Below are 16,743 nucleotides of genomic sequence, written 5' to 3' on the forward strand. Positions count from 1 at the left end.
ACCAGATACGACAAGACCGCCACCTCCTACGAAGCGGCGGTCACCCTCGCGTCATTCCTGCTCTGGGCAAGATCCGTTTGAAGACGGACCCTAGATGCCGGTCCCGGCGCGCACCCCACCCGGTCAAGCTGTGCTCGCCCCGTCAAACCAGCGGCAGAGCCGCCGAGTTCGCGTCGAGGCCGGCCGAAACGACGCACATTGAAGCATGGCCGGCGCGCCGCGCCATGTTCCCGTCGTTCCCCTCGTACACCGTCGCGTGGAGTTCGGATCGCCGCCGAAGTCCGTTCCCGGGATGCCCGGTCAACGGTCGTCGAACTCAAGGGTCCGCGATGCGAGAACGGTCGGGATTTCCTTGACCGTCCCATCCGGCGACTGCCACGATCGACGGCATGAAGATGCGACCGGACCTCACGCGGCGACGCCATGTCGACCTCGCGCGCGTCTCCAGCGCATCCTGTTGCGCCACGGCCTGATCCCGCTCCTGCCGGATCCGCCGTCCCCTCCCTTTCCCGCACCGCCCCTGCAGCCAGGCCGCAGGTGTGCCCGGTGCCTTCCTGACACCGCCCGCATTCAGGGCTGCTTCCCGCCCGGGCTCGGCGTCGGCCTCTTCGTGCTCGGCTTCCTGCACTGCCACGAGGAGGTCGAGTACTCGGGCGAGCGTGCTGCCCCTCGTACGCGAGCCGAGGGCCCAACTTCCGGACGCCGCGCCGGAGTTACCTGCGGACGCCGAGCCGGAGTTCGCCTCCGTGGCCGTCCACGCCCGACCACCGCCCGCCCGACCGTCCCGAAAGAGGACCCCATGGCCACCGTCCTGTCCGTCTCCGGCAGTCCTTCCGCCTCCTCCCGCACCGACCGGCTGCTGCGCCATCTGGACCAGCGGCTGGCCGCGCAGGGCCACGAGGTGCTCCCACTCGACATCCGTACCGTTCCCGCCGAGGCCCTGCTCGGCGCCGACTTCCGTCACCCCGCCATCGTCGAGGCCACCGAACTGTTCGCCCGCGCGGACGGAGTGGTCGTCGGCACGCCGGTCTACAAAGCCTCCTACTCGGGTGTCCTCAAGGCGCTGCTCGACCTGCTCCCGCAGTACGCGCTCACCGGCAAGACCGTGCTCCCACTGGCCACCGGCGGCACCACGGCCCACGTTCTGGCCATCGACTACGCCCTGCGGCCGGTCCTCAACTCCATGGGGGCGGCCCACATAGTGCAGGGCTGGTTCACCCTCGACAGGGACATCACCGTCCACGAGGACGGCTCCCTGGCCATCGCGCCGGCCGCCACCGAGGCGCTCCTTCAGGTGGTCGACCAGTTCTCGGCGGCCCTCGGCGGCGCCCCTGTGCTGGCAGTGGCGGGATGACCACCGCCCATGTGACCGGCGGCGACGCCGAGGCCCTCGCCGTCGCCGTAGGCCTGGCCGACGAGTCGGGCGCGACGCCCCCGGGCCGACGGTGATCGACGTGGTGCGGGCAGGGCGTGCTGCCGAGGCCGGCGGCGCAAGGCTGTTGCGGCATCCGTCCGGGGCGTGGGTACGCCCTCGTGTCACAGGTCCCCTTCCGGAGCCGAAGCGGAGGCCGTCAGGTGGTCGAGGTGCGCCCGGCGCGACTCGGCCGTCTGGCCCTGCACCAGCAGGAACATCCCCTCGCGGGCGAGCCGTTGAGCCGTGCTCGTCAGCATCATCGCCCGGCCCCCGCCGGCCACCACCGCCGCCGTGGTGGCCGTGCGCATCACCTCGTACGCCTGCGTCCTGAGCGACAGGCGCTCCTGAAGGTGCTCGTGCGGGGCCGCCCGGTCGGCCAGGTCGTAGGCCCGGCGCCGTACCTCGCCGAGCCGGGCCCGCAGGGGCGCGGCGGTGTCGTCGTCCAGCAGCCCCAGCGCCGCACGTGCCACACCGAACACCGCCGGTGAGGTGTTCACGGTCTTCGGGCGGTCGGCCGCGGCCCACCGCTCGTACGGCGTCCGCAGGGCCACCGCCTCCTCCGGCAGCCACAGGCCGTCCAACTCCAGTGACACCGTGCGGGCCCCGGTGAGCGCGGCCAGCCGCATCGGTTCCGACGCCCGCAGCCCCGGCTGGTCCCGCGCCTCGGTGAAGGCGAACAGCGCCTCACCGGCGTCGGTCACCCCGGCGATCAGCATCACGTCGTTCAGGCCCCACCCGGTGTACCAGGGCACGGTTCCGTCGAACCGCCGGCCGCCCCGCTCCCGCGTGACCCGCACCGGGATACGCGGATACGACCGCAGATGGGCGTACGCCACCCCGGACAGCAACTCGCCGCGCGCCAGCGGTCCGAGCAGCCGCTCCCGCACGGGCAGGTCGCTCCGGGCCAGCGTCAGCACCGGTGTGTGGTGCTGGGTCTGCACGAACCACGTCGAACAGCATGCGCCCGCCAGGATCTCGGCGGTCTCCCGGACCACCGCGGCGGGCGCGCCCGAGCCGCCGTACTCGACCGGAGCGCTGATCCCGAGCAGCCCCGACCGCTTGACGGCCTCGATATGACTCAGGGGCACGCCCTCCTGGTCGACACGCTCCGCCTGCGGCGCCAGGACACCGGCGGCGAGCTGTCGGGCACGGGCGACGAGGGGGTGAGCTGTGGTGGTCATGAGAGGGATTGTCCGCTGCCGTGAGGCGGGCTCCCGGACGCCGCCGCCTCGCGCCGCCGAGTCGCAGCGGTAAGGATCCTTCGATTTCACCGGGTGGCCGTCTTCCCTCCTGACGTCCGGCCACCGGACATGGTGTCATGCACCTGACTATCCTGACCGACCGAAGGGTCATGTCATGCGAACCCCCCACGCCCTGTTCGCGGCGGCCACCGTGCTCGCCGCCGCGACCGTGGCTTCCCCGTCCCACGCGGCCGCCGCGGGTCCCGCCGCCGGCGCCTACTACGTCCAGAGCGTCACCACCGGGCTCAACGCCTCCGACCACGGTGGAGCCGTCGAACAGCACAACCCCAAGGGCAACGAGGACCACCAGCAGTGGAACCTCAGAGCGAGCGGGTCTTCGCACGTCCTCGAGAGCGTGGACACCGCGGGAAGCTGCCTCGGCCGCTCGGGCGACCAGGCCCGCACCGTCCCCTGCGCGAGCGCCGACGCGGCCTGGGACGTCACACCGTCCGGAGGCGACCAGTACACCCTGAAGGCCCCCGGGACCGATCGATACCTGACCGTGGGCGCCAAGGCCTCCGGTGCCAACTACCCCGCCCAGCTCGCCATCGGCGCCACGAGCGGCCTCGCGTCCTGGTACCTCACCCCGGTCACCTCGCCCACCGGCCCCATGCCGTCCGCCGACCAGCGCACGCTCGACCAGGTCACCTTCCTCACCGCCCACAACGCCTACGCCAACGGCGTCGACGGCGGCTTCGCCCCGCCGTTCGTGAACCTCGTGCCCAACCAGGCGCGCGGGATCAACCAGCAACTCGCCGACGGCGTCCGCGGGTTCATGCTCGACATCCACCAGACCCCCGACGGTGCGATCCTCTGCCACGACAGCTGCACCCTGGTCGGCAGCCCGGTCGCCCTGTGGGTGGACGTCCAGCGGATCGTGGACTTCCTCAAGGCCCACCCCGATCAGTTCGCCACCATCTTCCTCGAGGACTACGTCGACCCGGGCGTCCTGCGCGGTGAACTGGCCCGGGTGAGCGGCCTGTCCGACGTGCTCTACCGGCCCGACCGGACCGGAGTGAGGCAGAACGGCTGGCCGAGGATGGCGGACCTGATCGCGGCCGGCCACCGACTGCTCATCTTCACCGACCACAGCCGCTCCTCCGACGAGGCCGCCGGACTCACCCGCGACAGCTTCGGGGTGATGTACCAGAGGGAGTGGACCGTCGAGAACTACTGGTCCATGGGCTCGGGCATCGGTTCCTCGGACTGGTCCTGCTACAGCCGCTGGTACGACGCGAACACGAACATCCCCCTGACCCGCACGGAACCCGGCTTCCGCCCGCTGTTCGTCATGAACCACTTCCGTGACGCGACGATCACCTCCACGGCGCGGACGGACAACACCAAACTCACCGACCGCGCCCAGCGGTTCTGCCAGCCGGCCGCCCGCAAGAAGCCCAACTACCTGGCCGTGGACCGCTACGACCTCGGCGATCCGGCCTCCGCCGTCGGCACCCTGAACACCTACACATATCCGTAAAGGGGGTGCGCCGGTGCCCCGGGGCATGCGCATGATCCACTCATGACCTCACAGACGATCACCGCGGACGCCGCGGGCACCTGGAAACTCGGCGACCTGCCCGTCCACCGCATCGGCTTCGGCGCGATGCGGCTGACGGGCAGTGCCGCCTTCCACCTCGGGACGCCGAGCGACCGCGAGCAGTCGATCGCCGTACTGCGCAGGGCGGTCGAACTCGGCGTCAACCACATCGACACGGCCGCCTTCTACTTCTCCTCGCTGCGCTCCGCGAACGAGATCATCAACAGCGCGCTGGCGCCGTACCCGGACGACCTGGTCATCGTCACGAAGGTCGGCCCGTACCGCGACTACTCGGGGGAGTGGGGCACCTCGGCCCGGCCCGACGAACTGCGCGGCCACGTCGAGGAGAACCTGCGGCAGCTCGGCCGCGACCACCTGGACGTGGTCAACCTCCGCCGCATGCCGAAGTACGACTCGATCGCCGAACACTTCGGCGCGCTCGCCGAACTGCGCGAGGCGGGGCTGATCCGGCACCTCGGCATATCGAACGTCGAGGCCCGCCACCTGGCGGAGGCACAGGCGATCGCGCCGGTGGTGTGCGTACAGAACCAGTACGGGCTCCACCGGCCGGATCCGGAGGCGGACGAACTCCTGCGGATCTGCGGCGAACAGGGCATCGCCTTCGTGCCGTTCTTCGCCATCGCCGGCAAGGGCGCCGAGCGCGGGCCGGCCGGTGACGAGGCGGACGTGGTCGACGCCGTCGCGCGGGCCCACGGCGCCACGCCCGCCCAGGTCCGCCTGGCGTGGACCCTGCAGCAGGGCCCCCATGTCCTGGCCATCCCGGGTACCGGCAACCCGGACCACCTGGTGGAGAACGTGGCGGCGGGTGCGCTGCGCCTGACCGCCGAGGAGACGGCCCGTCTCGACGATCTGCACCGAGAGGGCGAGTGAACGCCCCCGACTGATCGGCGCGCACCCCGCCCCGGGCCCGACCGGCCGGGGCGGCGCTTCGGCGGCATGGGGCGGGAGGCCCGCGAAGGCGCCGTGCGCGGTGGCACCGTTCAGGACGTCGAGGACCCTACCGGCTCCGTGCCGTGGGCGAACGCCCGAGGGGCCAGCCGGGCGGCCGCGTACGTGCACAGGCTCAGCCACCACACGGCGAGCAGCCAGCCGCCCAGGACGTCGGAGAACCAGTGCACGCCCAGGTACACACGGGTCAGGCCGACCAGGGCGCCCCAGGTGAGGACGACGGCCAGAAAGCCGGCTCTGCCCCGAGGGGCACGGACGAGGATCGCGAGGGCCAGCAGCCCGGCGGTCAGCGCGGCCGTCGTCGTATGGCCCGAGGGGAACGACCAGCCGGAGGCGTGCGTGGCCCAGTCCGTGCGTTCCGGGCGGGGGCGTGCGGCCAGCGACATCACTCCGTACCGCACGGACTGGCCCACGGCCAGACAGGCCGCACAGGCAGCCGCGGCGAGCACGCCGCGGCGCGCCGTGCGGCCCATCACGGCACCCGCCACGGCGGCCAGGAGGTAGGGGACGAGGCCGGTCCCCGTGTACGTCACCGCGCGCGCCGCGGCGACCGCGACCGGCGGACGGTGGGCGACCGACCAGTGCAGCAGGTCCGCGTCACCGAACAGCGGGGCGCCGCCGCGCCCGGTCACGGTCAACGCCAGCAGCACGAACGCCACGAGGGCGCCGAGCGCCGTCGAACCGGCGAGTTCGGCCGTGTCCGCCCGCCTCACGACCGCGTCCCGGGTGCGGGGGCCGGGTACGGCGGTGCGCTGCGCGGTACGGCGCCCATGGAGGTGAGCCCCTTTCATAATGGGACGAGCGGGTCCGGCCCGGCCGGACCCCGCGAAGACTACACTCCTGTAGACGGTCTACAGGAATGTAGACGACGAACGGGGTGAGGAAGGTTCCATGACCGAAGCGAAGGACGAGCGCCGCCCGGCGGGCGAGCTGGAAGCCAGCGTCATGGCCGCCCTCTGGGCCGCGGGCGCTCCCCGGACCCCGGGCCAGGTGCAGGAGAGCCTCGGCACCGGTCTCGCCCGCACGACGGTCACGACGATCCTGTCCCGGCTGCACGAGAAGGGCATCGTCGACCGCCGCCGCCAGGGCCGCGGTTATGCGTACTTCCCCGTCCAGGACGCCCAGGGGCTCACCGCCCGGCGCATGCACACGGAACTGGACCGGGACAGCGACCGGCACACCGTGCTGGCCCGCTTCGTCGCCCAGCTCAGCGAAGACGACGAGCGCGTCCTGCGGGACCTGCTGGAATCCGGTGAGCAGTGACCTTCCTGCTGCTCCTCCCGCTCGCACTGCCGTTCGTGATGCCCCCGCTCGCGCGGCGCGCCCTCGAACGGCTCGCGCCCCGGACCGCGCTGTGGGTGGTGACCTGCTGCACGGTCGTCCTCGCGTGCTGCTCCCTGACCGCGCTCGGCGCCTTCGTGCTCGCCGGGCTGCTCAAGCTGCCGCTGTTCGCCGCGCTCGGCGACCTGGTGCGCCCACTGCGCGCCGGATCGGACCTGTTCGTCGTGCCGTCGGCGGCCTTCTCCGTCGGCGCGCTCGCCGTCTGCCTGTGGACCGTGGGCCGTGCCGTGCTGCGGCAGGCGCGGGCGTTCCGGGCCGCCACCCACGAGGCGGACAGTCGCTCCACCGCGGGCGACCTGTGCGTGATCGACTCCCCGCGCCCGGATGCGTACGCGCTGCCCGGGCGGCCGCACCGCATCGTCGTCACCACCGGGATGCTGCGCAGTCTCGGCCCCGACGAGCGCGAGGCGCTCTTCGCCCACGAGCGGGCCCACAACGCGGCCGGGCACCACTACTTCCTCGCGGTCGCCGAACTGGCCGCGCTCTGCCACCCCGGGCTGCGGTCGGTGGCCCCGGTCATCCGGCTCGCGGTCGAGCGTGCCGCGGACGAGGCCGCCGCCGCCGTGGTCGGCGACCGGCGGCTGACCGCCCGGGCGATCGGCCGTGCCGCCCTCGCCGCCCGCACAGCCCCCGGTGAGCGGCCCTCCTTCGCGCCCGCCGCGGCCACCGGGCCCGTGCCCCAGCGGGTCGCCGCCCTGCTGGCCGCCCCGCGCACCCCGCACCGGACCGCCCGCTGGATCGCCGTCCTCCTCGTCGCCTGCGCCACCGTGTCCGTCTGCGCCTCGGCGACCGGGGTCATCGGTTTCCACCACGAGGTGGAGGTCGCCCAGGGGGAAAAGGCCCACTGAGTCGTCGGTGGATGAGGGACACGACCTGGCACGCGGCCTCGGCGAGTCGGCGCTCTCCCCATGCGCGGGCTCGGCCGAGGGCAGTGGCGGGATCGATGCCACGCGTGCACAGGCGCCAGGCGGTTTCTGTGTCCAGGACCACCGATGCGGTCGGCCTGCCGCCGGGCGGTCCGGCCAGTGACCAGCGGTCCGCGGTGACACTGGCGGTCCACCTGCCGCCGGCCGGCCCCTCGGCGATCACTTCGCGGCGGGTCCCAGGGGCCGCCGCGATGCCGGGGCCGGCCTCCTTGTCCGCCACGGAGACCTCCCCGACGGCCGGGGCGTGAGAAGGGCGCACGGCGACTCGTTGCAGAAAGGGGGATCAGCCGGCGTTCCCGGGAAGACGGAAGACCGGCGCACCGGGCTCGACGGCGCCGACGGTCACGATCTCCTCGACGGTCGGCCTGCGTTCACCGGAGGACGGGGGTCACCGCTGTCCGCGCTCAGGCCCGCGAGCAGGCGCAGCCCGTCCTCGGCGGGGCTGCCGGGGGCCGCGGACAGCACCAGCAGCTCCATGCCTGATTCGTCCGGTAGCGCGAAGTTCTCCTGGTGCAGTTCCAGCAGCCCGACCAGTGGATGCCGGTACGCCTTGCGTCCATGTGTGCGGGCGCGCACGTCCGCACGGGCCCAGAGGCGGCGGAAGCGCTCGCTGCCCATCGCCAGCTCGCCGATGAGCGACGCCAGTCGGGGGTCCTCGGGGTATTTGCCGGCGGCCAGGCGCAGGTGCCCGACCACGTCGAGGGTGCACGCCTCCCAGTCCGCGTACAGGCCGCGCTCGGCCTCTTCGAGGAAGATGTGCCGGGCGGTGTTCAGCCCGGGCAGCGGCCGGCCGTAGAGGAGCCCGGCGAGGCGGTTCCCGGCGAGGACGTCCAGGCGGTGGTCCACGATCAGCGCGGGTGCGTCGGCGACCAGGTCGAGGACGCGCAGCAGCTCCGGGCGGACCCGCCCGCCCGGCGTCTTGGCGCGGCGGCGCCGCTGCCGGGCGAGCCGGTAGAGGTGCCCGCGTTCGGTCTCGTCGAGGCCGAGGACGCGGGCGAGCGCGTCGAGGACCTGCTCGGAGGGCTGGGTCGCGCGGCCCTGCTCCAGGCGTACGTAGTAGTCGACGCTGACTCCGGACAGGTGCGCGACCTCTTCGCGGCGCAGCCCTTCGACCCGGCGGCGGCTGTCGACGGGGATGCCGACGGCCGCCGGGTCGACCCGGGAGCGCCGGGTCCGAAGGAAGCTCGCAAGATCGTCCATCCCCCCAGTATGGCGGCGGCGGCGGCCGTGAAGGTGGTCCTGCCGTTACCAGGAACTCCCGTCCGACGGAAGAGGAGCCCCTGAACGCCGGGCGCCGAGGCGCCCAGGATCGAAGGCACCCGATCCGGAGGAGTTCCCATGAAGACGCTGATCGTCTACGCCCACCCGGAGCCGAAGTCGCTCAACGGCTCGCTGAAAGACCTCGCGGTGTCCACATTGGAGGCCGCCGGGCACGAGGTGCGGGTGAGCGATCTGTACGCGATGAATTGGAAGGCGGTCGTGGACGCCGAGGACTACGGCCCCAACGCCTCGAGTCCGCTGAAGGTCGCCCGGGACTCGGGTCGGGCCTTCGACGCCGGGACGCTCACCCCGGACGTCCTCGCCGAGCAGGAGAAGCTGCTGTGGGCCGACACGATCATCTTCCAGTTCCCGCTGTGGTGGTACACGATGCCCGCGATCCTCAAGGGCTGGGTGGACCGGGTGTTCACGTACCACTTCGCGTACGGCGTCGGCGAGCACAGCGACACCAGGTACGGCGACCGCTTCGGCGAAGGCACCCTCGCGGGCAGGAAGGCGCTGCTGTCGGTGACCGCCGGCGGCCCGGAGTCCCATTACGCCGCTCGCGGGATCAACGGTCCCATCGACGACTTGCTGTTCCCGATCCACCACGGCATCCTCTACTACCCGGGCATCGAGGTGCTGCCGCCGTTCGTGCTGTACGGCACCGACCGGATGACCGACGAGGACTACCCGGAGGTCGCCAAGGCATGGCGGCAGCGCCTGCTCACCCTGGAGTCGACCGAGCCGATCGCGTTCCGGCGGCAGAACTCCGGTGACTACGAGATCCCCTCGCTGCACCTGAAGGAGGGACTGGAGCCCGCGGGCCGCACGGGCTTCGGGCTGCACGTGCGCGGCTGACCGCCGGCCGGGGGGAGTGCGTGCCGGGCGTCGCGAGCCGGGGGCCATTGTGTCCGGGCTCCGAGCCCACCGGGCGTGTCGCAGCCCACACCGGGGCCGTCGACGGCATGCCGTACGCTACGTGTTACGTATAACGCCTGGCTCGCACACCCCGTGCCGCAGGCCGCACCCGGAAGGCCCCATGAGACGCATCGCCCTGGTCACCCTCGTCGTCGACGACTACGACACCGCGATCCGCTTCTACACCGAGGCCCTGGGGTTCCGGCTCGTCGCCGACGAACCGCGCGGCGACGGTTCCCGGTGGGTCGTCGTCGAGCCCGGCGACGGCGACCGGGGCACGGGTCTGCTGCTCGCCCGGGCCAAGGACGCGGCACAGCGCGGCCGGGTCGGCGACCAGACCGGCGGGCGCGTGGGCTTCTTCCTGCACACCGACGACTTCGCCGGCGACCACGCCCGCATGACCGCCGCCGGCGTCACCTTCCTGGAGGAGCCGCGGCACGAGCCGTACGGCACGGTCGCCGTCTTCCAGGACCTGTACGGCAACCGCTGGGACCTGCTCCAGCCCGCCGAGTAGTCACCCTGGCAATCCGCTCAGAACAACCCGCCGAGGAACCACCGCACATGACCGCCCCGCGCATCGACACCGACACTCTCCGCCGCCTCCCCAAGGCAGTCCTGCACGACCACCTCGACGGCGGCCTGCGCCCCGCGACCGTCGTCGAACTCGCGCGGGAGGTCGGCCACACCCTGCCCACCACCGACCCCGGCGAGCTGGCCGCCTGGTACTACGACGCCGCCAACTCCGGTGACCTCGTGCGCTACATAGCCACCTTCGAGCACACCCTCGCCGTGATGCAGACCCGCGAGGGCCTGCTGCGGACCGCCGAGGAGTACGTTCTCGACCTCGCCGAGGACGGCGTCGTCTACGGCGAGGTGCGCTACGCCCCCGAGCTGATGGTCAAGGGCGGGCTGACCCTGAACGAGGTCGTCGAGACCGTGCAGGAGGGGCTCGCCGCCGGCATGGCGAAGGCGGCCGCCGCCGGCACCCCGGTGCGGGTCGGCACCCTGCTGTGCGGGATGCGCATGTTCGACCGCACCCGGGAGATCGCGGACCTCGCGGTGGCCTACCGCGACGCCGGTGTCGTCGGCTTCGACATCGCCGGCGCCGAGGACGGCTTCCCGCCCGCCGACCACCTCGCCGCCTTCGAGCACCTGCGCCGTGAGAGCGTCCCCTTCACCATCCACGCCGGTGAGGCGCACGGCCTGCCCAGCATCCACCAGGCCCTGCAGGTCTGCGGTGCCCAGCGCATCGGCCACGGCGTCCGCATCACCGAGGACATCGTGGACGGCAAGCTGGGCCGCCTGGCCGGCTGGGTGCGCGACCGCCGGATCGCCCTGGAGATGTGCCCGACGTCCAACCTCCAGACCGGCGCCGCCGACTCGATCGCCGAGCACCCGATCACCGCCCTGAAGGACCTCGGCTTCCGGGTCACCCTCAACACCGACAACCGGCTGGTCTCCGGCACGACGATGACCCGGGAGATGTCCCTGCTGGTCGAGGAGGCGGGCTGGACCCTCGAGGACCTGCGCGCCGTCACGGTGAACGCGGTCAAGAGCGCGTTCCTCCCGTTCGACGAACGCAACGCCCTGATCCGGGACGTGGTCCTGCCCGGTTACGCGGCCGCGCTCTGAAGCAGCCCCCGTACGTAGGCGGCCTGTCCGGCGTGCTGCAGATCGTCGGACAGGACGCTCACCAGGCGCACCCCGAGGCTGACCGGCGGGTCCCAGCGCTCGTCCACGATGCGCTCGAGGTCCTTGGCGGCCAGCCCCCGCAGCGCCTGCACGGTCTGCTCGTGCACGGCGTCGTAGTACCCGGTCAGCAGGTCGACGGAGTCGACCCGGACCTTGGCGACCTTCGCGGGGCTGTGCCCGTATCCGGTGTCGTGGCGCGGCAGATCGAGGCCGAAACGCTTCTCCCAGCCCTGTGACAGCCACACCTGCTCCAGGTCGAAGGCGTCGGCGACATGGTCGTCCTGGACGCGGGTGAGGTGCCAGACGAGCCAGGCGATGGAATTGGTGTCGGCGGTCGGCCGGGCGTTGAGGTCGTCCGGATCCAGGCCGTCGACGGCGGCGTGGACTTCTTCCCGGATGCGGCCGTAGCCGTCGATGAGGATGTCCTTGGCATGCATGCATCCACCATCGCGCATCGCCGCCCGTCATGCGTGCGGAATGCGGCTCGCGTCGCGTCACCGCGGGAGCGGTGCCGGACCCTCGGTGCCGAGCAGGGTGATCAGAGCCCGGGCCGCCGGGCCGGTGGCCCGCTCGGGCGGCAGCAGCGCGACGGTCTCGTACTCCGTCCCGGCGGCCGTCTTGAGGGGGAGCGCGGTCAGCGACGGGCGCTTGTGCCGGAAGTGCCGGGGTACGACCGCGATACCCAGGTTCTCGTCGACCAGGTCGAGGAGGCTGTGCACGTCGTTGACCTCCAGTGCCACCGTGCGCCGTACGCCCGCCGCGGAGAACGCCGTGTCGGTGGTGCGGCGCGGGCCCCAGTCCGGATGGAAGTCCACGAAGACCTCGCCGCCGAGGTCCTCGGGTGTGAGCACCGCTCCGGGCGATGCCAGACGGTGGTCCGGATGGCACAGCACGGTCATCGGCTCACGGGTCAGCGACACCGACCGGAGCTGGTCGGTGTCCGCCTCGGTGCGGTAGGCGAAGGCCAGGTCCAGCCGCCCGGCGGCGACCTCCTCGGCCAGCGCGCCCGAACCCGCCTGCCGCAGCCGGATCTCCACGTCCGGGTGGCGCCGCCGGAACGCCGCGAGCAGCCCGGCCACATCCACGCCCGGGATGCACTGCTCGGTGCCGAGCGCCAGCGTGCCGCGCAGCACGCCCTGCACCGCGGCCACCGCCTCGTGCGCCGCCCGGACCTGCGCCAGGATCCGCTCCGCCTCGCCGAGCAGGGCCCGCCCGGCCTCCGTGAGGGTCACCCGGCGGGTGGTGCGCACGAACAGCGGGGCCCGCAGCTCCCGCTCCAGCGCCCGGATCGACGCCGACAGGCCCGACTGGGACACCATGAGGCGTTCCGCCGCCCGGGTGAAGTGCTGGTCCTCGGCGACGGCGACGAAGTGCTGCAGGTGGCGCAGTTCCATGATTGAGAAGCGTATCCGCTGAATTCCATCGGATTCTTCTGTTGGACCACTGCCCGCAGGCAGGGCGAGAGTGGTGACCGGTTCCCCGGAACCGCTCACCCGTGCGCCAACCCCTCTGGAGTCGCGTTGTACACCGCCCACCCCGACCGCTACGAGGCCATGCCCTACCGCCGCACCGGACGCAGCGGCCTGAAGCTGCCCGCGCTGTCGCTCGGCCTGTGGCACAACTTCGGCCCGGACCGCCCGGTCGCCACCCAGCGCGCCATCCTGCGCCGCGCCTTCGACCTCGGTGTCACGCACTTCGACCTGGCCAACAACTACGGCCCGCCGCCCGGCGCCGCCGAGTCCGCCCTCGGCGAGGCGCTGAAGGCCGACTTCGCGCCCTACCGCGACGAGCTGGTCATCTCCACCAAGGCCGGCTATCTGATGTGGCCCGGGCCGTACGGCGAGTGGGGCTCGCGCAAGTACCTGCTGTCGTCGCTCGACCAGAGCCTGAAGCGGATGGGCCTGGACTACGTCGACATCTTCTACTCGCACCGCCCGGACCCCGACACTCCGCTGGAGGAGACGATGGGCGCCCTGCACTCGGCGGTCCAGCAGGGCAAGGCGCTCTACGTCGGTGTCTCCAACTACTCTCCGGAGCAGACCCGCGAGGCCGCCCGGATCCTCGGCGAGCTGGGTACTCCGCTGCTGATCCACCAGCCGCGCTACTCGATGCTGGACCGCCGTCCCGAGGACGGGCTGCTGGACACCCTGGACGAACTCCAGGTCGGTTCCATCGCGTACTCGCCGCTGGAGCAGGGTCTGCTCACCGCCCGCTACCTCGACGGCATCCCGGAGGACTCCCGCGCGGCGAGCGACAGCCCGTTCCTCAGCTCCGACGCGGTCACCGAGGAACTGGTGGGCAGGCTGCGCGCCCTGGACGACATCGCCAAGTCCCGCGGCCAGTCCCTGGCCCAGATGGCCCTGGCCTGGGTACTGCGCGGCGGCCGTGTCACCTCCGCCCTGGTCGGCGCGAGCAGCCCGCAGCAGCTTCAGGACAGCGTCGCGGCGATCGGCAACCTGGACTTCGACGCGGAGGAGCTGGCGCGGATCGACGCGATCGTCCGGCAGTGAGGTGACCGTACGGCGCGCAGGGCGTCCGGCGGCGGCGTCGCGCCGCCGCCGGGCCGTGCGGCCGAAACCCCCGGGGCACGTGTCGGCGCCGGGTACCCCCGGATCACGTTCCCCATCGCATCGGGGCCGTCGGCGGCCCTGCGGTTGAGGGGTCGTTCCGCGTGGCCGAGACTGGGCGGGTACGGGCAATCGACTACGGCGGGCGACGCGGCCGTGTCGGCCGCGGACGGGGTGGTCCATCGTGACGATCTCACCCTTCGGGTCAGGCGACCCGTTCTCCGAACTCTTCAACCGTTTCTTCGGCATGAGCCCGGCCACCTCGCCGCCGGCCGTGCAGCGCGTCCCCATCGGACGTCTCCTCAGCGACTCCGCGCACGAGTTGCTCGCCACCGCCGGCACACGGGCGGCTGAGGACGGGTCCGATCTCGACACCGTCCATCTGCTGTGGGCCGCCACCCAGGTGCCGGCCGCGCGCCAGGTGCTGGAGCAGGCCGGCGCGGATCCCGGCAGGCTCGCCGACGACCTGCGGGAGTCCCTGCCCTCCGGGACCGGCACCGGCGAACCCGCGCTCACCCCGGCGGCCAAGCGCGCCCTGCTCACCGCGCACGCCCGCTCCCAGGCGGCCGGCGCCTCCTACATCGGCCCCGAGCACATCCTCGCCGCGGTGCTGGACGACCCGCGTTCCCCGCTGTCCCGGACCCTGAGGGCCGAAGGAGCCACGCCGGGCGCGCTCGGCGGCACACCACGGCGGGGGCGGGAGGCGGGCGGGCACCCCGACACGCCGACCCTCGACGAGTACGGGCGCGACCTCACCGACGAGGCACGCGCCGGACACCTCGACCCGGTGGTCGGCCGGGCGGCCGAGATCGAGCAGACCATCGAGGTCCTCTCCCGCCGCACGAAGAACAACCCGGTGCTGATCGGCGACCCCGGCGTCGGCAAGACCGCCATCGTCGAGGGGCTGGCCCAGCGCATCGTCGCCGGGGAGGTCCCCAAGGCGCTGAAGGACCGCCGCGTGGTCGCCCTCGACCTCGCCGGGCTCGTCGCCGGGTCCCAGTACCGGGGCCAGTTCGAGGAGCGATTGAAGAAGGTCATCGACGAGGTCACCCGGGCCGAGAAGAGCGTCGTCCTCTTCATCGACGAACTGCACACGGTGGTCGGTGCGGGCGGGACCGGCGAGGGATCCATGGACGCGGGCAACATCCTCAAGCCCGCCCTCGCCCGCGGCGACCTCAGCGTGGTGGGCGCCACCACCATCGACGAGTACCGCAAGCGCATCGAGAAGGACGCCGCGCTGGAGCGCCGCTTCCAGCCCGTCATGGTGCCCGAACCCACCGTCGAGGAGACCATCGAGATCCTGCGCGGACTGCGCGACGCCTACGAGGCCCATCACCAGGTCCGCTACACCGACGACGCGCTGGACGCCGCGGCCGCCCTCTCCGACCGCTACATCAGCGACCGCTTCCTGCCCGACAAGGCCATCGACCTCATGGACCAGGCCGGAGCCCGGGTCGGACTGCGCAGCGTGGGGGAGTCCGCCGAGGCCGCGAACCTCGAGGAGCGGCTGACCCGGCTGCGCCGGGAGAAGGACGAGGCCGTCAGCACCGAGGACTTCGAGCGCGCGAGCCGACTCAAGCGCGAGATCACGGAGTTGGAGGGCCGGCTGGCCTCGGTCGGCGAGGGCGGAGCACCCACGCCGAGCGTCACCCCCGACGACATCGCCGAAGTCCTCTCCGCCCGCACCGGCATTCCGGTCTCCCAGCTCACCGAGACCGAACGCGACCGGCTGATGAAGCTGGAGGAGATCCTGCACAAGCGGGTCGTCGGCCAGGAGGACGCGGTCACCGCCGTGGCCCAGGCCGTGCGCCGGGGCAGGGCCGGCATGGGCGACCCCGACCGGCCCACCGGCAGCTTCCTCTTCCTCGGCCCCACCGGCGTCGGCAAGACGGAACTCGCCAAGGCGCTCGCGGAACTGCTGTTCGGCGACCCGGACCGCATGATCCGCTTCGACATGAGCGAGTTCCAGGAGAAGCACACCGTCTCCCGGCTCGTCGGCTCCCCGCCCGGCTACGTCGGCTACGAGGAGGCCGGCCAGCTCACCGAGGCGGTGCGCCGCAAGCCGTACAGCGTCGTGCTGTTCGACGAGGTGGAGAAGGCCCACCGCGATGTGTTCAACCTGCTGCTGCAGGTCCTGGACGACGGGCGGCTGACCGACGCGCAGGGGCGCACGGTCGACTTCCGCAACACCGTGGTCATCATGACCAGCAACATCGCCTCCAAGCACATCCTCGACCACCACGGCGACATCGACGAGATCAGGGACGACCTGATGGCGGAGCTCCAGGCGCACTTCCGCCCGGAGTTCCTCAACCGGATCGACGAGGTCATCGTCTTCCACGCCCTCGGCCGCCGGGATCTGGTGCGGATCGTCGACCTGCTCCTGGAGGGCAGCAGGCGCCGGCTGCACGCCCAGCAGATCGGCCTGGAGGTCACCGAGACGGCCAAGGAGTGGCTGGCGAACCGCGGCTACCAGCCGGAGTACGGGGCCCGGCCGCTGCGCCGCACCCTCCAGACCGAACTCGACAACCGGTTGTCGAACATGCTGCTCGACGGCACGCTCAACCCGGGGGACACCGTCGTCGTCGACATCGTGGACGGCGAACCGAGCCTGCGTCTCAAGGCCGAGGACGCGGCGCGCGAGCAGGGGGCGCCGGGCGCCGGCCCGGAGGACACCGAGGAGGAGCCTCCGAGCTGGCCCGGCCCCATCTCCTAGGGGGTGCCGGACCTCGCGCGCCCGGCCGGTGATCGGCCTCCCAGTGCTGCGGCGGGCAACGTTTGCCCGTCAAGGAGCGGCGTCCGGTGCGTGCTCTGGGGGTCCCCCCCAACCCCGACAAGGGGGGAACCCAAAAAAAAAAACTGGAGCACAGAGAAC

General features: G+C 72.3%; 16 protein-coding genes. 11 read left to right on the plus strand and 5 right to left on the minus strand.

Translation table 11 applies throughout. The features are described from left to right. Positions 1-395: 395 nt before the first annotated feature. Together ACZ4SW_RS17815 and ssuE are read left to right on the plus strand one after the other, a co-directional pair. Positions 396-473, plus strand: coding sequence for a putative leader peptide (locus ACZ4SW_RS17815; RefSeq protein WP_468244390.1), 78 nt, complete (start codon positions 396-398; stop codon positions 471-473). A gap of 326 nt (positions 474-799) precedes the next feature. Then, on the plus strand, positions 800-1,354 hold the full coding sequence (gene ssuE, locus ACZ4SW_RS17820; RefSeq protein ID WP_468243811.1) for an NADPH-dependent FMN reductase: 555 nt from the start codon (positions 800-802) through the stop codon (positions 1,352-1,354). A 182-nt stretch (positions 1,355-1,536) separates the two neighbouring features. Here the strand turns inward: ssuE and ACZ4SW_RS17825 are convergent, their stop codons facing one another. After that, complete coding sequence (locus ACZ4SW_RS17825) at positions 1,537-2,595, minus strand: acyl-CoA dehydrogenase family protein (protein ID WP_468243813.1); 1,059 nt, start codon at positions 2,593-2,595, stop codon at positions 1,537-1,539. 175 nt (positions 2,596-2,770) lie between these two features. Between ACZ4SW_RS17825 and ACZ4SW_RS17830 the strand changes: the two genes are divergently transcribed. Beyond that, complete coding sequence (locus tag ACZ4SW_RS17830) at positions 2,771-4,135, plus strand: phospholipase (protein WP_468243815.1); 1,365 nt, start codon at positions 2,771-2,773, stop codon at positions 4,133-4,135. A gap of 42 nt (positions 4,136-4,177) precedes the next feature. Beyond that, a complete protein-coding gene (locus ACZ4SW_RS17835) occupies positions 4,178-5,086 on the plus strand; it encodes an oxidoreductase (protein ID WP_468243818.1) in 909 nt (302 codons plus the stop codon). 110 nt (positions 5,087-5,196) lie between these two features. On the opposite strand, the gene ACZ4SW_RS17840 is transcribed toward ACZ4SW_RS17835, so the two are convergent. Further along, positions 5,197-5,877, minus strand: a complete 681-nt coding sequence (locus ACZ4SW_RS17840) for a phosphatase PAP2 family protein (RefSeq protein WP_468243820.1) — start codon at positions 5,875-5,877, stop codon at positions 5,197-5,199. Between the two features lie 178 nt (positions 5,878-6,055). Here ACZ4SW_RS17840 and ACZ4SW_RS17845 point away from each other — a divergent pair, with 178 nt between their 5' ends. After that, on the plus strand, positions 6,056-6,427 hold the full coding sequence (locus ACZ4SW_RS17845; protein ID WP_468243822.1) for a BlaI/MecI/CopY family transcriptional regulator: 372 nt from the start codon (positions 6,056-6,058) through the stop codon (positions 6,425-6,427). Beyond that, positions 6,424-7,353, plus strand: a complete 930-nt coding sequence (locus tag ACZ4SW_RS17850; RefSeq protein WP_468243824.1) for a M48 family metalloprotease — start codon at positions 6,424-6,426, stop codon at positions 7,351-7,353. The genes ACZ4SW_RS17845 and ACZ4SW_RS17850 overlap by 4 nt, the downstream gene beginning before the upstream one ends. Positions 7,354-7,773: 420 nt before the next feature. On the opposite strand, the gene ACZ4SW_RS17855 is transcribed toward ACZ4SW_RS17850, so the two are convergent. Beyond that, positions 7,774-8,631, minus strand: a complete 858-nt coding sequence (locus ACZ4SW_RS17855; protein ID WP_468243826.1) for a helix-turn-helix transcriptional regulator — start codon at positions 8,629-8,631, stop codon at positions 7,774-7,776. 138 nt (positions 8,632-8,769) lie between these two features. On the opposite strand from ACZ4SW_RS17855, the gene ACZ4SW_RS17860 reads away from it, so the two are divergent. The 3 genes from ACZ4SW_RS17860 to ACZ4SW_RS17870 all read left to right on the plus strand — a co-directional run bounded on the left by ACZ4SW_RS17860 (position 8,770) and on the right by ACZ4SW_RS17870 (position 11,241). Further along, positions 8,770-9,549 (plus strand): NAD(P)H-dependent oxidoreductase, encoded by a 780-nt coding sequence (locus ACZ4SW_RS17860; RefSeq protein WP_468243828.1) that lies wholly within the window; start codon positions 8,770-8,772, stop codon positions 9,547-9,549. Positions 9,550-9,730: 181 nt separating this feature from the next. Continuing rightward, positions 9,731-10,123: a VOC family protein gene (locus ACZ4SW_RS17865; RefSeq protein WP_468243830.1), complete on the plus strand. Its 393-nt coding sequence runs from the start codon at positions 9,731-9,733 to the stop codon at positions 10,121-10,123. A 47-nt stretch (positions 10,124-10,170) separates the two neighbouring features. Further along, positions 10,171-11,241 carry an adenosine deaminase gene (locus tag ACZ4SW_RS17870; RefSeq protein WP_468243833.1) on the plus strand — a complete coding sequence of 357 codons (1,071 nt, stop codon included), beginning with the start codon at positions 10,171-10,173 and terminating at the stop codon, positions 11,239-11,241. Here the strand turns inward: ACZ4SW_RS17870 and ACZ4SW_RS17875 are convergent. Beyond that, positions 11,223-11,738 carry a mycothiol transferase gene (locus tag ACZ4SW_RS17875; RefSeq protein WP_468243836.1) on the minus strand — a complete coding sequence of 172 codons (516 nt, stop codon included), beginning with the start codon at positions 11,736-11,738 and terminating at the stop codon, positions 11,223-11,225. The genes ACZ4SW_RS17870 and ACZ4SW_RS17875 overlap by 19 nt on opposite strands. A 57-nt stretch (positions 11,739-11,795) precedes the next feature. Continuing rightward, on the minus strand, positions 11,796-12,695 hold the full coding sequence (locus ACZ4SW_RS17880) for a LysR family transcriptional regulator (RefSeq protein ID WP_468243839.1): 900 nt from the start codon (positions 12,693-12,695) through the stop codon (positions 11,796-11,798). 126 nt (positions 12,696-12,821) lie between these two features. On the opposite strand from ACZ4SW_RS17880, the gene mgrA reads away from it, so the two are divergent. Together mgrA and ACZ4SW_RS17890 are read left to right on the plus strand one after the other, a co-directional pair. Further along, positions 12,822-13,811 carry an L-glyceraldehyde 3-phosphate reductase gene (gene mgrA / locus ACZ4SW_RS17885; protein WP_468243842.1) on the plus strand — a complete coding sequence of 330 codons (990 nt, stop codon included), beginning with the start codon at positions 12,822-12,824 and terminating at the stop codon, positions 13,809-13,811. 241 nt (positions 13,812-14,052) lie between these two features. Continuing rightward, positions 14,053-16,584 carry an ATP-dependent Clp protease ATP-binding subunit gene (locus tag ACZ4SW_RS17890; RefSeq protein WP_468243845.1) on the plus strand — a complete coding sequence of 844 codons (2,532 nt, stop codon included), beginning with the start codon at positions 14,053-14,055 and terminating at the stop codon, positions 16,582-16,584. The last annotated feature ends 159 nt before the right edge of the window (positions 16,585-16,743 follow it).

It is taken from the genome of Streptomyces sp. NPDC028331 (assembly GCF_055565775.1).